The organism is Streptomyces iakyrus (assembly GCF_000717055.1).
GTDB classification, from domain to species: Bacteria; Actinomycetota; Actinomycetes; order Streptomycetales; family Streptomycetaceae; genus Streptomyces; species Streptomyces iakyrus.
Window position 1 is genome coordinate 192,109 of record NZ_JNXI01000010.1, and the last position, 13,628, is coordinate 205,736.

Genomic DNA, 13,628 nt, shown 5'->3' on the forward strand with positions numbered 1-13,628 from the left:
GGTGAGGGTCGCGGCCCCCAGCACACCGAAGGCGCACACGTGCCGTCGCGAGGCGCCCACGGGGAGGGAGACGGCGTCGGGACGTCGTACGGGAAGGAGCGATCTGGTCAGCGGATCTCTTCCTTCACGGGCTGCCCGGTGTCGTCGGAGCACAGATCCGCCTCGTGACGCAGCAGCCGGACCTCTTCCCGCAGTCGCTTGATCTCGGCGTCGACGTCCGCGTCCGGGGCCGACTGTGCCCCCGGCGCCCCGCAGCACGATCGCGCCGCGGGCTGCCGTTCCGGGCCCGCGTGCCTGGCGGCACCCCGGCGCATCGGCCGCACGCAGCAGAAATACATCATCGCCGCCGACGCCACGGCGAGGAGCAGGGGCAGGACGTAGCCGCTCACAGTGTCCGCTCCCGGACCGGGACGTCAGGCCGATGGCCGACCTCGGCCCGCAGTTCCTCGACCTCGGCGCGCAGCGCCTCCAGCTCCTTGCGTCGCGGATCAGACGGGGCCGGCGCTGTTGTGCCCTCCGCCGTGTAGGTCTCGGCCTGACGGCGGCCGGACCGGCTCATGAACCACATCATGAGGCCCATGCCCAGCGGGCAGGCCAGCAGGGGCAGGACGGTGAGCAACTGACTCATCAGACTTCTCCCTTCGGCGCGAACGGGGTCGCCCGTCGGCGCAGGCCGCACCGCGGCGGCTCAGCCACCTCCGCGCTTCTGTGCGAACGATGGCAGTCAATACCCACATCCTATGTGACTTAGGTACTAAGGCGCATAGGAACAGAGGTCGTCGGGGCGCTGTGTCCAGCTGCCCACGACAGCGGCGCGAACAGGCCCCGACGACCCGGCCGGCCACCGGATCCTCCGGTCTGTCGTAACCGGATCCTCGGGACTCCGAGGCGGACGTCGCGGCGACCAGCCGATCAGCCCCGTCAGGCCACCCCGTGAGCCGTCGGCGCGGTGATCGCCCGCCGGGACCGCCACATGGAGCCGAGGGTCAGCACTGCGAGCGCGACCATGACACCGGCCGAGATCAGGAACGCCGGCGAGGTCGGCGACGAGGCCGAGGACCCGGCGACAACGTAGGCCGCCGTCCCGGGCAGCACACCCAGTGCCGTCGCGGCGGCGAAGGAGCGCAGCCGCACACCGGAGAAGGCCGCCGCGAAGTTCACCGCCTGGAAGGGGACGCCCGGCACGACGCGCAGCAGGAAGACGCTGCGGAACCCCTGCTCGGTGAGCCGCCGGTCCAGCACCCCCAGCACCTTTCCCCTGAGGAACGGCTGAAGAGCCTCACGGCCCAGCCCCCGGCCGAGCGCGAACGCCAGGACCGCGCCGAGAGTCGTCCCCGCCACCGCGAGCACCAGCCCTGCGGGGATGCCGAAGAAGACCCCGGCCGCGACGTTGAGCACCGGCTTGGGGAAGAAGGCCAGGGTGCCGATCGCGAACACGAGCACGAAGCCGAGCCCTGCCCAGACCGCGGGAACGTCCGGCGCGAGCAGCCCTTGAGTGAGGAGCCGCCGGGGATTCCACAGAAACAGGGAACCGGCCGCTGCCGCCAGGACCATGAGAAGCAGAGCCAGCCGAGCGGCTGGTGTCATACGCACGCGCCGAGTGTACCTACGAGGCCTTCCCCCGGTCGGCCCGCGATCCGCCTTTCACGCCCCCGGCATGCCGACGGTCGCGGGCGCGAGACCAGCCCGGGTACGAGCGAGGACAGGTAGCGGGCCACCCTGTACGGCAGGACGGTCACTGCCGGCTCTCGCCCGGGCCGACCGCCGGACCGCTCGCATCCTCGCCACCGATCGGGGCCGCCCACACCGACCGGCCGGCGGACACGCGCTCGAAACGCCGGTTTCCCTGAAGTAAATACCCCCACGGGGTACTTGACGCTCCCCGCGAGTAAGGAGCACTCTGCCGATGCGCCCCTCACAATTCCGTCGGCAGCAGCCCTCTACACCTTCCTACCCGGTTCACGCGTCGCCGAAGACGACGTGGACCGGTGCCCCCGCTTGGAGCGGCCAGGGCTGCTGTGATCAGGAAGGACCGCGACTGTGAACAACCACCGTCAGACCTCCCGATGTCTCCGACTCGCGGCACTGCTCGTGACCGGCGCAGTGACAGCCACCGGGTGCTCGGCCGCTGCGAGCGACAGCACCCTCGACAACGCGCGCTCCAAGGGCACCCTGAGGGTCGCCCTCACCCAGGCCAACCCGCCGTGGAACTTCCTCGACGGCGACAACGAACCGGTCGGCTACGACGTCGACGTGGCCCGGGAGCTGGCGAAGCGGCTCGGCATCGGCAAGGTCGAGTTCGTCGGCTCGGACTTCGGCAGCTTCATCGAGGGAGTGCGGGCCAACCGGTTCGACATCGTCATCTCGGGCCAGACGATCACCGCGGAGCGCAGGCAGCAGGTCGACTTCTCGCGTCCGTACGAGGTCAACGGCATCTCGGTCTTCGTCGGCACGGGCAACACCTCCATCACCGGGCTCGCCTCCCTGAAGGGCAGACGGATCGCGGTGACCGAGGGCACCACGCAGGCCGAGTACGCCCGTACGAAGATCCCGGGCGCGCGGATCAAGACGTACAAGAACGCCACGCTCGCCCTGACGGACGTCGGACAGGGCCGGGCCGACGCCGCGCTCGTGTCGAAGTTCCAGGGCGCCTACCTCGCCGACAAGAACAACCTGCAGGTGAAGGCCTCCGGAGCGCTGCTGGAGACCGAGGTCAACGGCATGACGTTCCGCAAGGGCCAGCAGGACCTCAAGGGGAAGGTCGACAAGGCACTGAACGACATGATCGGCGACGGCACACTGTCGGCCATCTCGCGCCGCTGGCTCGGCGGCCTCGACATGGCCGCCGAGCTGCGCAAGCTGCCCGCGGATCAAGCGGGTTGACGGGAAGGAGGAAAACGGCCATGGACCTGATCGTCCGCGACTTCCCCGACCTCCTGCGCGCGATGGGCGTCACGCTCCTGCTCGGCGTGGTGTCGTTCGTGCTCGGCTGCATCCTCGGCGCCCTCGTCGGGCTGGCCAGGATCTCCCGGTTCCGGCTGCTCAAGGGCCTCGCCATCGCCTACGTGTCGGTGTTCCGCGGCACACCGCTGCTGATCCAGATCATGCTCGTCTACTACGGGCTTCCGCAGCTCGGCATCCTGATCGAACCGATCCCCTCGGCGATCCTCGCCCTCACGCTGTACGCCGCGGCGTACCTCAGCGAGAACTTCCGCGCCGGAATCATCGCCGTCGACCGCGGCCAGTGGGAGGCGGCCCACTCGATGGGCATGCCGTACTGGCGGATGCTCCGGCGGATCGTCGCCCCGCAGGCGATCCGGGTCGCGCTGCCGCCCATCGGCAGCCGATTCATCGCGCTGATGAAGGACACCTCGCTGGCCTCCGCGGTGACCGTCGTCGAACTCACCAGGGCGGCCGAGACCATCGGCAGTTCCACCTTCCGCTACATGGAGGCGTTCCTGGTGGCCGCCGCGGCCTACTGGCTGATCAACACCGCGCTCTCGCTGGGTCAGGGCGCCCTGGAGCGCCGACTGGGGAGGGCCTACGCATGAACACGACGGATCAGCCCGGCACACCGGGCCGGACGGACAGCCCGATACACATAAGCGGCCTGCACAAGCGCTTCGGCGCGCTGGAGGTGCTCAAGGGCGTCGATCTCACCGTGGCCCGCGGGGAGGTGGTCGTGGTGATGGGGCCCTCCGGTTCCGGGAAGACGACACTCATCCGCTGCATGAACCTGCTGGAGGAGCCCGACGCCGGCACGGTCGCCGTCTGCGGCTGCTCGGTGGAGTGCGGCGACCGGGCGCGCCGGCGTGAACGCGCCCGGCAGGTGAGGGAGATCCGGCACCGCACGGCCATGGTGTTCCAGCAGTTCAACCTCTTCCCCCACCTGACCGCCCTGGGCAACGTGGCCGAAGGGCCCCTGTCGGTACGGCGCATGCCCAGGGCCGATGCGGAGGCGCTCGCCCGGCGACTGCTCGACCGGGTCGGCCTGGCCGACAAGGCCGCCGAGTACCCGGCGCGGCTGTCGGGCGGCCAGAAGCAGCGGGTCGCCATCGCCCGGGCTCTGGCCATGGAACCGGAGGTCGTCCTCTTCGACGAGCCGACCTCGGCGCTCGATCCCGAACTGCACGCCGAGGTCCTTCAGGTGATGCGCGAACTCGCGCGCGACGGCATGACCATGGTCGTCGTCACGCACGAGGTCGAGTTCGCGCGGGAGGTGTCGGACCGGGTGGTCTTCATGGACGGCGGCGTCGTTCTCGAAGAAGGACCGCCCCGGGAGTTCCTGAGCCGTCCGGCCCACCCGCGGGCGCAGGCGTTCCTCCGCCTGGTCGCACACGACCTGCCCGAGCAAGGGGCCGACGGCGACGGCCCGGACAAGCCGACACGATGGGAGCAGGCGAGTTGACGGACACGCGAGAAGACAGGCAGGCCGAGGAGAACAGGGACTTCACCCCCGGGGAGGTCGCCCGGGCCCGCGCCGACACCCCGGGATGCGCCAAGGTGTCCCATTTCAACAACGCCGGCGCAGCCCTGATGCCCCGCCAGGTCGTCGACGCGTCCGTACACCACCTGCACCTGGAGGCGGACATGGGCGGCTACGAGGCGGCCGCCCACGCCGCTGAGCGCATCGAGGCGGTGTACGACTCCGCCGCCCGACTCCTCGGCTGCGGCCGCGACGAGATCGCCCTGGTCGACAACGCCACCCGGGCCTGGGACATGGCCTTCTACGGCATCCCGTTCCGCCCCGGGGACCGCGTCCTGACCAGCATGGCCGAGTACGGCAGCAACTTCATCGCCTATCTCCAGGTCGCCGAGCGGTACGGCGTCCAGGTCGACGTCGTCCCCAGCGACGAGCACGGCCAGATCTCGGTCGACGCCCTGAGCGCGGCGGTGGACGAGCGGGTACGGGTCATCTCGCTGACCCATGTCCCCACCAACGGAGGGCTCGTGAACCCCGCCGCCGAGGTGGGGAAGATCGCCCGTGAGGCGGGCGCGCTGTATCTCCTGGACGCCTGCCAGTCGGTGGGCCAACTCGCCGTCGACGTAGGGGAGATCGGCTGCGACATGCTCTCCACCACCGGCCGCAAGTACCTGCGCGGTCCACGCGGGACCGGGCTGCTCTACGTGCGCAAGGACGTACTCGACCAGTTGGTCCCGCCCGTGCTCGACCTGCACGCCGCCACCTGGACCGCGCGCGACCGGTACGAAATGCGGCTGGACGCACGCCGGTTCGAGACCTGGGAGGCCAACTACGCCGCCCAGCTTGGCCTCGGCGCCGCCATCGACCATGCCCTGGGGTGGGGCCTGCCGAGGATCCAGGCACGCGTGACCCGCCTCGCCGGGACGCTCCGGGAACAACTCGCCGAGATCCCCGGCGTCCGCGTCCGGGACCTTGGCGTACGGCGCTGCGGCATCACCACATTCACAGTGGACGGCGTGGCGGCGGACCGGGTCAGGGCGGCCCTGGCGGCACAGGGGATCAACGTCAGCGTGTCCCGGACGGCCTCCACCCGGCTGGACATGGACGACCGCGGCCTCGGAGAGGTCGTCAGGGCGTCGGTGCACTACTACAACACAGAGGAGGAGGTCGCCGCCCTGGCCCGCGCGGTGCGAAGCTGCACCTGATCACGTCCGCGCGAACAGCTGCGCGCGGTCGGCTCGTCGCGCCTGCCTGACGCCCTCACCCCCAGCCCTGCGCTAAATGCCTTAGCAGCACAGGGGGTGGAGTCACGGCAGGAGCGAACTCTTCACTCGAAGATGCATAAAAGGTGGCTGATCGTGACGGTCCAGTTACGATCAGTGGCATGCCGCAGGGATCCGTCGGCCGCGCGGCGTCGCGCAGGCCGGCCCTCGTCCTCCTGGTGGGCCTGGTGCTGACGCTCACGGCCCATCTGGTGGCGTGCGCCGTGCACGCCGCGGAGGACCACGGTCCCGCGGTGTCGGCCGCCTCGCCGGCGCACGGGGAGCACGGAGCGCACGGGGCGCACGGGGCGCACACCCATGGGACCGTCGCCACCGGGCCCGCCTGTTCCCCGGCCGGCTGGGCCGACGGGCATCCGGGGCACGACGACGTCCTGTGCTGCGACCCGGCGGACGTGCCCGCGGACCTCCGGGCGGCGAGCGGGTCGATGCTCCTGGCGTTCCCGTTCCTCGCGCTCCTCTCACTGGGCCGCCGCCCGGAGGACCCGACGGCGTCCGGGGCTCCCCCGGGGCCCGGGGACGGGACCCGCGCTCCCGGGTCCACCGGCCCCACTCTGCTGCAACTGGTCTGCGTCAGCCGTACCTGACCGTGCCCGCCCGGCGTCTCCGCCGGGCGTTCCGGAACCCCCACGGACGGCACGGACGTGCGGCCCCGCCACGAGCGGGCCGCGGAAGGACCACTCATGAGCACGGCCCTGCGCGGCGTTTCCTCGCGCGACATCACCTCGTTCCTCGCGGCACACGAACTCCCCCAACCGGCCGGAGCCCCGCGCCGGTCACCCGCCGGCATGGTCGGCAACACCCCCGTCCTGTGGGTGGGGGAACCCCTAAACCCTCCGGGGCGCGGCTTCTGGGCGAAACTGGAAGGCAACAATCCCGGCGGCATCAAGGACCGCCCGGGCCTGCACATGGTCGCCGCTGCCCGCAAACGCGGCGACCTGGCACCGGGCGCGCCCGTCATCGAGTCCACCAGCGGCACCCTCGGCCTCGGCCTCGCCCTGGCCGGCATCACTTACGGCCACCCGGTCACCCTGGTCACCGACCCCGGCATGGAGCCGCTGATGGTGCATCAACTGCGTGCCCTGGGCACGCACGTGGACATCGTCACCGAGCCCCACCCCGTGGGCGGCTGGCAGGAAGCGCGCCGGCAGCGCGTACGCGAACTGCTCGCCCGTACGCCGTCGGCCTGGTGCCCCGACCAGTACAACAACCCCGACAACGTCGCCGCCTACGCCCCGCTCGCCCTCGAACTGATGGTCCAGCTCGGCCGGATCGACGTCCTGGTCGCGGCAGTCGGCACCGGCGGCCACTCGGCCGGCATCGCCCGCACCCTGCGCACCTTCAACCCGGAACTGAAGCTCGTCGGCGTCGACTCGGTCAACTCCACGGTCTTCGGCCAGCCCGCGGGACCGCGCCTCATGCGCGGCCTGGGCAGCAGCATCCACCCCGGCAACGTCGACCACGCGGCCTTCGACGAGGTTCACTGGGTAGCACCGGGCGAGGCCGTGTGGACCTGCCGCCAACTGGCCCGCGGCCACTACGCCAGCGGTGGCTGGAGCGTGGGCGCGGTCGCCCTGGTCGCGGGCTGGCTGGCCCGCACCGAGCCCGAGCGCACCCGGATCGCCGCGGTCTTCCCCGACGGCGTGCACCGCTACTGGAACACCGTCTACAGCGACGAGTACTGCCGCACCCACGACCTCCTGCGCACCTTCCCGTCCACCGACCCGGACGAGATCGCCCACCCTGGCGAGCGCACGGTCGCATGGTGGACCCGGTGCACCCACGTCACCGTGCCGCAGGAGGCCGTGCGATGAAGTCCCTCGCCGCGCGGTTCCGTTCGTTCAACGGATGCGTCAGGCTGCTGATGGTCCAGCAGTTCACCGGCGCCGATGTCCGGTAGCCCGCCCGGCGCGGCTGATGCCCACAGCTGTGGGACGAGCGGCCGGGCCACTGCCGTGCCGCGTCTCACTGTGCGGCGGGCGGCGCCGGGCGCGCGCGGCCGGTTCGCCAGGTGTCCACAATGAGGGGGCGGAGGCGCCCTGACGGCGGCCCGGAAACGACGGCGTGAGACGGCAGGCGATGGAGGACGTCGGGATGAGTGACACGGCGACGGCTGGGGCGGAGGGCCGGCGGCGATGGCTGCCGTTGCAGGTGCATCTGGAGGGGCACGACCGACACCGGTGGGCCGGGCCGCTGGCCGCCGTCGGCCTCGCCTCCGGTGCGCTGCTGGCCGTCCTCGGGCTGCCGCCGGTGGACTTGCACAGCCCACTGCACCACGCGGGCGTGATGGACCCGCTGTGCGGCGGGACCCGGGGCGTGCACGCGGCGATGTTCGGGGACTTCGTCACGGCGTGGCGCTACAACCCGCTCAGCCTGCTCCTTGTGCTGGGTGCGGCCGTAGTGCTGGGGCGCGAGGCAGTCGGCCGACTGCGCGGCCGGTGGCCGAACCTCCGGGTCCGCAACCGCCGGGCGGCGGTCGCGACCGGTGTCGTGCTGCTGGTGGCACTGGAGGCGAATCAGCAGGCACACGCCGACCTGCTGAGCTCCGGACCGGGCCGCGCGCCGTCCGCCTGGCTGCTGCTGTCGGTCACCTTGCCGCTGGCCGCGGCCGTGGTGCTCCTGGTCCTGCTGCTGATCCGGCGGGCCGGTCGCACCTGACAGGCCGGCCGCTGCCGTACGGTGGTCCGCCGCCCAGGGCGTTTCCCGGGCCGAGGCGAGGGCGGCGCCGACTCCGCCGGGACACTTCCCAGGCCAGGAGGTCTGCCTGCTGCCATGAGGTGCGGCCTGCCGCCATGGGGCTGAACCGGCTGCGCACGCAGGCCGACGGGGTCCGCGACGGCTGGCGTCACGTGCCCCCACACCTGTGACATGGGTGGCAGGGAACGCGTCCGTCCTTCCTGCCACACGCGATGGCCGACGCCCACGACGGGCTCCTCTGGCACAGGCTCAGAGCTTGGCGAGAAGTCGCGTCAGGCTCTGGACCTCGTCCTCCTGCATGGCGGCCATCATGACTGCCTGCTGCTTCACGGTCGCATTGCGGCCGTCCCCGAGCACGCCCCGGGTCATCTCGATCTCGCCATTGCGGTGCTCGATCATCGCCTTCAGGAAGGCGCGGTCGAAGGCGACCCCCTCGGCGGTCTTGAGCTTCTCCAGGTCGGCCTCGGACATCGAGCCGGCCATCTTCATGTCGCTGCCATCATCGCCGCCCATGTCCATGCCGCCCATGCCGCCCTCGGCGGCGGACTCGGGCCTGTTCCAGTGCCTGAGCCAGCCTCGTGCGGCGGCGATTTCGGCCTCCTCGTCGGTCATGGTCCTGCTCGCCAGATCCTTGACCTCCTGGTTCGAGGCGCGGTCGGGAGCCAGGCCGGACATCTCCACCAGCTGTGTGCAGTGGGCGATCATGCCCTGTGCGTAGGCCACGTCCGCGTCGTTGAACGCACCCGGCGCGGTCGTCGGCATGGCCATCGCGCCCTCATGGGCGGCCGTGGAGGCAGACGGCGAACCGGACGTGCCGTCACTCATGTCCATGTCTCCCATGCCACCGCCGCACGCGCTGAGAAGCAGGGCTCCCGCAGAGACACCGGCAAGGACAAGGAGGCGACGGGACTTACGCGACCGGCCGGGAAGACGTGTCATGAGTGTTCTCACCTCAGTGCAGCGGAAAAGGAAGCAGGAACCGGAAGCCCGGGGACCCGGAAGCCGCGTCCTGGACCCGGGTCACGATGTGAACGCATGTCAGCGGCGCGGCCGGACCGGCTCACCCGGCCGGGGCGGACTGCCCCGCTGTCGACCCCGCTGTCGACGGACTGGCAGCGGACGGACTCGCGGTGGGCCCCTTGAAGGGCACGGACGGGTACCCGGTGTCGAAGTGCATGTAGTCGGGCACCTTGATGTCCTGCCAGACCCATCCCTCCTCCGTGAACGCCTGCCAGACCAGCCCGCCCTCGAGGATCTTTCCCTTCCCCTTGGTGCGCTCGGCGTACTCGGCGCTCGGCGACCACTTCTTGGTCCGCAGGTTGATCCACGGGTTCTCGCGCGGGTTGATGTCGATCGCGCGGCCGTTGGCGTGCGGGGACTCCCTGAACGGGGCGTTGATCTGGTCGGGGCGCCGGCAGTTGAACGCGGAGGTGTTGTCGGCGGCCAGGCTGGCGTTGAGGTCTCCGTCGTAGACCTCCATCGGCTCCATCCGGCGGATGGGGAAGCCTTCCTCGAACAGTCGCGTGAAGATGCGGATCACGCTGGCCGTCACGTCAGCGTTGACCACGACGACGCCGCGGTGCACCTTGCCGTCGAAGCCGAGGTAGTTCATCTCCACGCGGCGCAGTTGGTCGCGGACGTCGGGGCAGCCCTTGCGCCACAGTCCTGCCGCCACCATGCGGGACCACTGGGCGCCCGTGATCTCCTTGACCGCGGCTTCCAGGGACGGTGTGGGGGAAGGGGTCGGGGAGGAGGTGGGGGTCGGGCTGGGAGTCGGGGAGGGGCTCGGCGAGGTCGCCTCAGAGGTGCCGGCAGTCGGCGTGGACGGCGCGTCCTCGGACGCCGACGAGGACGAGCAGCCACTGACCAGAAGCGCGGTCGTGGAGAGCAGCGCCACTCCTCCAAGGGTGAGCTTGAGGCGGCGCATTCGGGTGGACGATGCCGTGGCCCTGTGCGGGTGGTGAGGGCGGGCCGCGGTGCGCGTGTGCCCCGTCTCCGGTGCGTGGCTGGTCAAGCAGGGTCTCCTGGAGTGCTTCCGGGACAGCCGTGCCGAGCAGACGGCGGTTCCGGTGGGGGGTGATCTGGTCGGTCCTGGGCGGGGCGGACGAGGCCGGCGCCTCAGGGGTGCTCGGGTGTCGGGCCCTCGTGCAGCGGGAAATCGTAGGTGAGGAGGCGGCGGCCCTCGGGCGTGCGGATCTCTCCCTGAGGCAGCCAGCCGTGCCGCTCGTAGTACGGTCCAGCCCCGCCCTCGGCGGCGGTGACGAGAGTGACACGCGCGCAGCCCGCGTCGGTGGCGTCCTTCACGAACCGCGCGATCAACCGAGACCCTATGCCACGGCAGCGGGCGTGCTCGGCCACGACGACGTAGTCCAGGACAGCGGTGACGCCGGTGGGACCGACGGCGGGAGCCTGCCGGGCCGCCCGGTTCGGTATCAGCTTGCGGCCGTAGCGCACCAGCCGGGTACGCAGGAAGTGCAGCGCGAGGCGGGGCCGCAGACACAGGCTGCCCAGTGCGCGCAGCAGCAGTCCGCGGCCGTAGTCGCGCAGCACATGGCGGCGGTGCGCCGCCGGGTCGATCCCACCGATGAGGAAGCCCACCGGCTGCCCGCCCATTTCCGCGACGTAAGCACGCCCGTCTGGGCTGGTGAGGTAGGTCCGGTCGTACGCGGTCAGGAACTTCGGCCCGAGGCGCGCGAAGAAGCTGTCCGGAAAGTGTCTCAGGTGCTCGGCCACCACGAACGGGAGATCTTCCGGGTCCATGAACCGGATCCGGAAGCCGCTGTCCGCCGGCCGAGGGTCGGCTCTCCTCGGCCCGATCGGAGGCCCTTCGGGGGACTGACGCGGGGCGGAGAGTGCAGGACTCGGGTAGGCGGCTGAGCGCGTGTCGGCTTCCACTCGACAGAAATTACTACACCTCGTAGCAACTTAGTAGTTCAGTTGTTCACCTTGAGGCGGAGCAGCGGCCCCCGACCGCGCGAGGCAGCCCCAGTAGGGGCGGCCTTTGCGGCCGGCACCTGAGGGAGGGCGAGGGACGGGCGCAGCAGGCCCTGTCACTTCGCGCCGAGCGCCTTCTGCAGCGCAGCGAGGTTGGCGTCCATGACCTCGACGTAGTCGTCACCGCGCGACTGCTCGGTGATTCCCTCGACCGGGTCGAGGAGATCGGTCTTCAGGCCGGTGTCCCGGGCAAGGGTCTTCGCGGTTTTGCCGCTGGCGAGGGTCTCGAAGAAGACGGTGGTGACCTTGTCCCGCTTGGCGATCTCCTGCAGCTCCTTCATCCGGGCCGCGCTCGGCTCGGACTCCGGGTCGAGCCCGGCGATGCCCTGCTGCTCAAGACCGTACCGCTGGGCGAGATAACCGAAGGCCGTGTGGGAGGTGATGAAGACCTTGCTCGCGGAGTTCTCCAGACCGTCGGCGAATCTGGCGCTGAGGCCGTCGAGCTTGGTGACCAGGGCCTCGGTGTTCTTCCTGTACGCGGCGGCGTTTTCCGGATCGGCCTTCTCCAGGGCTGTGCCGACACCCTTGGCGACCTCGGCGTACTTGACCGGGTCGAGCCAGATGTGCGGGTCGAGCGAGGCGGCGGCCTCACCGCCCTCTTCCCCGTCTTCGGTGTCCGCCGTGCCGAGATCTTCGAGAGTGGTGAGGGCCGTGGCATCGACGGCGTCCTTCACGCCGGACTGAGCAACGGCCTCGTCAACGGCAGGCTGGAGGCCCTTGAGATAGAGAACGAAGTCGGACTCGCCGAGCTGGGCCGTCTGCTGCGGGGTGAGTTCCAGGTCATGGGGCTCGACACCGGGCCTGGTGAGAGTCGTCACGGAGACGTGGTCGCGACCGATCTCCTCGACGAGGTACTGCATGGGATAGAACGACGCCACCACATCGACCCTGCCGCCACCGTCGCTCCCGGCGGCGGTGCCAGAGGAGCTGCAGGCGGACAAGCCGACCAGTGAGAGTGCCACGGCGCTGGTGACGGCAGTGGCGGGTATGGAGAAGCGCAGGTGCATGACCCCACGCTCGCTGAAAACGATGTCAATAAGATTTACTAAGAAATTTCGGAGACAAGTGACTGCCCCACACGCGGGCAGCCCGGGCACTCCCGCGACTCCGTAGGAATCCGCCGCCAGTTGGGCATGATCGCACCGCTGGTGGACGCACTGTGCCCACCGCCAGATCAAGGGCGACCAGCGCCACGATCACACCGATCACCAGGGCCCGCCCGACCGCGGTGACCTCCACCCCGACCACATCGCGCTACTCGTGGCCGACCAGTCACCGCTGCGGTCTCCGCCAGGACAGCGCGCCATCACCCTCCTGCGGCGGTGCAGCGCGCACCCTCGAAGTCCGGGCATCTGCCAGCGAGCGCGGTGCCACCACCGATGTCCGCGCGCCCGCCCGCACGCCGACAATCGCGTCCTGATGCGCGTGAGCACCCTGTTTCACGCCTCGGCCTGCGCTTCGGACCGCGCGTCAGACGGTGAGGCCCTGCGAGCGCAGAAACGCGAGGGGGTTGATCGCGGTGCCGAAGTTCGGGCTCGTGCGGATCTCGAGGTGCAGGTGGGGACCGCTGGAGTTGCCGGTGTTGCCGGACCGGGCGATGGTCTGCCCGGTCTTCACGGTCTGGCCGGCCTTCACATCGATCCGGGACAGGTGCGCGTACTGCGAGTACGTCCCGTTGCCGTGCTTGATCACGATGGCATTGCCGTACGCCGGTCCGTCCCCGCCGCCGTTCGGCCCGGCCTTGACGACGGTACCGCCGCGCACGGCGCCGACCGGGGTACCGAGCGGCACGGCAAAGTCCTGCCCGGAGTGGGTCGACGACCACCTGCTGCCCGTCTGGGCGTAGCCCGCGGTGAGCTTGTACTTCTTGACCGGGGCGACCCATGAGGGCGCCGTCTTCACGGCCGACTTGACGGCTGCGGCCTGCTCGGCGGACTTCTCAGCGAGCTGAGCCGTGGCCGAGCCAGGAAGCGCGGCGGTGGTGCTGCCCGTTCCCGCAGCCACCGCGGTACCCACACCGAGCACCGCCGACGCTCCGAGGCCGACGGCTATGACGGCCGCCCGAGTGCGGAGCAGTGACGAGCCGGGATTGTGGGAGCGAGTGCGCTGGGACATTCGGGATTACCTCCGGGCATGAATGGACCCGGCACACAAGCCACATGCCGGGCGGGCCACCCCTTGGTACCCGCGCTCCCTCCATTACTCAAAGAGCCGTTCTACTAGTCAGAATCGTA

At 70.5% G+C, this 13,628-nt stretch carries 15 protein-coding genes; 7 read left to right on the forward strand and 8 right to left on the reverse strand.

Going from position 1 to position 13,628, the window contains the following annotated elements:
- Window positions 1-107: 107 nt before the first annotated feature.
- From OO68_RS17525 to OO68_RS17535, 3 genes are all read right to left on the reverse strand, one after another.
- Window positions 108-389 carry a hypothetical protein gene (locus OO68_RS17525; RefSeq protein WP_033309280.1) on the reverse strand — a complete coding sequence of 94 codons (282 nt, stop codon included), beginning with the start codon at window positions 387-389 and terminating at the stop codon, window positions 108-110.
- Window positions 386-628 (reverse strand): hypothetical protein, encoded by a 243-nt coding sequence (locus tag OO68_RS17530; RefSeq protein ID WP_051814685.1) that lies wholly within the window; start codon window positions 626-628, stop codon window positions 386-388. The genes OO68_RS17525 and OO68_RS17530 overlap by 4 nt, the downstream gene beginning before the upstream one ends.
- 293 nt (window positions 629-921) lie before the next feature.
- Window positions 922-1,587: a TVP38/TMEM64 family protein gene (locus tag OO68_RS17535; RefSeq protein WP_033309281.1), complete on the reverse strand. Its 666-nt coding sequence runs from the start codon at window positions 1,585-1,587 to the stop codon at window positions 922-924.
- A gap of 516 nt (window positions 1,588-2,103) precedes the next feature.
- On the opposite strand from OO68_RS17535, the gene OO68_RS17540 reads away from it, so the two are divergent.
- The 7 genes from OO68_RS17540 (at window position 2,104) to OO68_RS17570 (ending at window position 8,361) form a co-directional block, all read left to right on the forward strand.
- Window positions 2,104-2,883 (forward strand): transporter substrate-binding domain-containing protein, encoded by a 780-nt coding sequence (locus OO68_RS17540; protein ID WP_245237020.1) that lies wholly within the window; start codon window positions 2,104-2,106, stop codon window positions 2,881-2,883.
- 20 nt (window positions 2,884-2,903) lie between these two features.
- A complete protein-coding gene (locus tag OO68_RS17545) occupies window positions 2,904-3,551 on the forward strand; it encodes an amino acid ABC transporter permease (protein WP_033309283.1) in 648 nt (215 codons plus the stop codon).
- Window positions 3,548-4,408: an amino acid ABC transporter ATP-binding protein gene (locus OO68_RS17550; RefSeq protein ID WP_051814686.1), complete on the forward strand. Its 861-nt coding sequence runs from the start codon at window positions 3,548-3,550 to the stop codon at window positions 4,406-4,408. The genes OO68_RS17545 and OO68_RS17550 overlap by 4 nt, the downstream gene beginning before the upstream one ends.
- The gene (locus OO68_RS17555; protein WP_051814687.1) at window positions 4,405-5,628 is read left to right on the forward strand and encodes an aminotransferase class V-fold PLP-dependent enzyme; all 1,224 of its coding nucleotides are present in this window, start codon (window positions 4,405-4,407) and stop codon (window positions 5,626-5,628) included. Before OO68_RS17550 ends, OO68_RS17555 begins: the two co-directional genes overlap by 4 nt.
- Before the next feature lie 179 nt (window positions 5,629-5,807).
- Complete coding sequence (locus OO68_RS17560; RefSeq protein WP_033309284.1) at window positions 5,808-6,290, forward strand: hypothetical protein; 483 nt, start codon at window positions 5,808-5,810, stop codon at window positions 6,288-6,290.
- A 96-nt stretch (window positions 6,291-6,386) separates the two neighbouring features.
- Window positions 6,387-7,517: a PLP-dependent cysteine synthase family protein gene (locus OO68_RS17565; protein ID WP_051814688.1), complete on the forward strand. Its 1,131-nt coding sequence runs from the start codon at window positions 6,387-6,389 to the stop codon at window positions 7,515-7,517.
- 280 nt (window positions 7,518-7,797) lie between these two features.
- Window positions 7,798-8,361 (forward strand): DUF2752 domain-containing protein, encoded by a 564-nt coding sequence (locus OO68_RS17570; protein WP_063739321.1) that lies wholly within the window; start codon window positions 7,798-7,800, stop codon window positions 8,359-8,361.
- Between the two features lie 288 nt (window positions 8,362-8,649).
- On the opposite strand, the gene OO68_RS17575 is transcribed toward OO68_RS17570, so the two are convergent.
- The 5 genes from OO68_RS17575 to OO68_RS17600 form a co-directional block, all read right to left on the reverse strand.
- Window positions 8,650-9,225 carry a DUF305 domain-containing protein gene (locus OO68_RS17575; RefSeq protein WP_157852731.1) on the reverse strand — a complete coding sequence of 192 codons (576 nt, stop codon included), beginning with the start codon at window positions 9,223-9,225 and terminating at the stop codon, window positions 8,650-8,652.
- Window positions 9,226-9,460: 235 nt separating this feature from the next.
- On the reverse strand, window positions 9,461-10,327 hold the full coding sequence (locus OO68_RS17580) for a M15 family metallopeptidase (protein WP_245237023.1): 867 nt from the start codon (window positions 10,325-10,327) through the stop codon (window positions 9,461-9,463).
- 191 nt (window positions 10,328-10,518) lie between these two features.
- A complete protein-coding gene (locus OO68_RS17590; RefSeq protein ID WP_051814691.1) occupies window positions 10,519-11,160 on the reverse strand; it encodes a GNAT family N-acetyltransferase in 642 nt (213 codons plus the stop codon).
- A gap of 290 nt (window positions 11,161-11,450) precedes the next feature.
- Window positions 11,451-12,401: a metal ABC transporter substrate-binding protein gene (locus tag OO68_RS17595; protein ID WP_033309286.1), complete on the reverse strand. Its 951-nt coding sequence runs from the start codon at window positions 12,399-12,401 to the stop codon at window positions 11,451-11,453.
- Between the two features lie 463 nt (window positions 12,402-12,864).
- Entirely contained in the window at window positions 12,865-13,509 is a 645-nt protein-coding gene (locus OO68_RS17600) for a M23 family metallopeptidase (RefSeq protein WP_033309287.1), read from the reverse strand.
- Window positions 13,510-13,628: the final 119 nt, after the last annotated feature.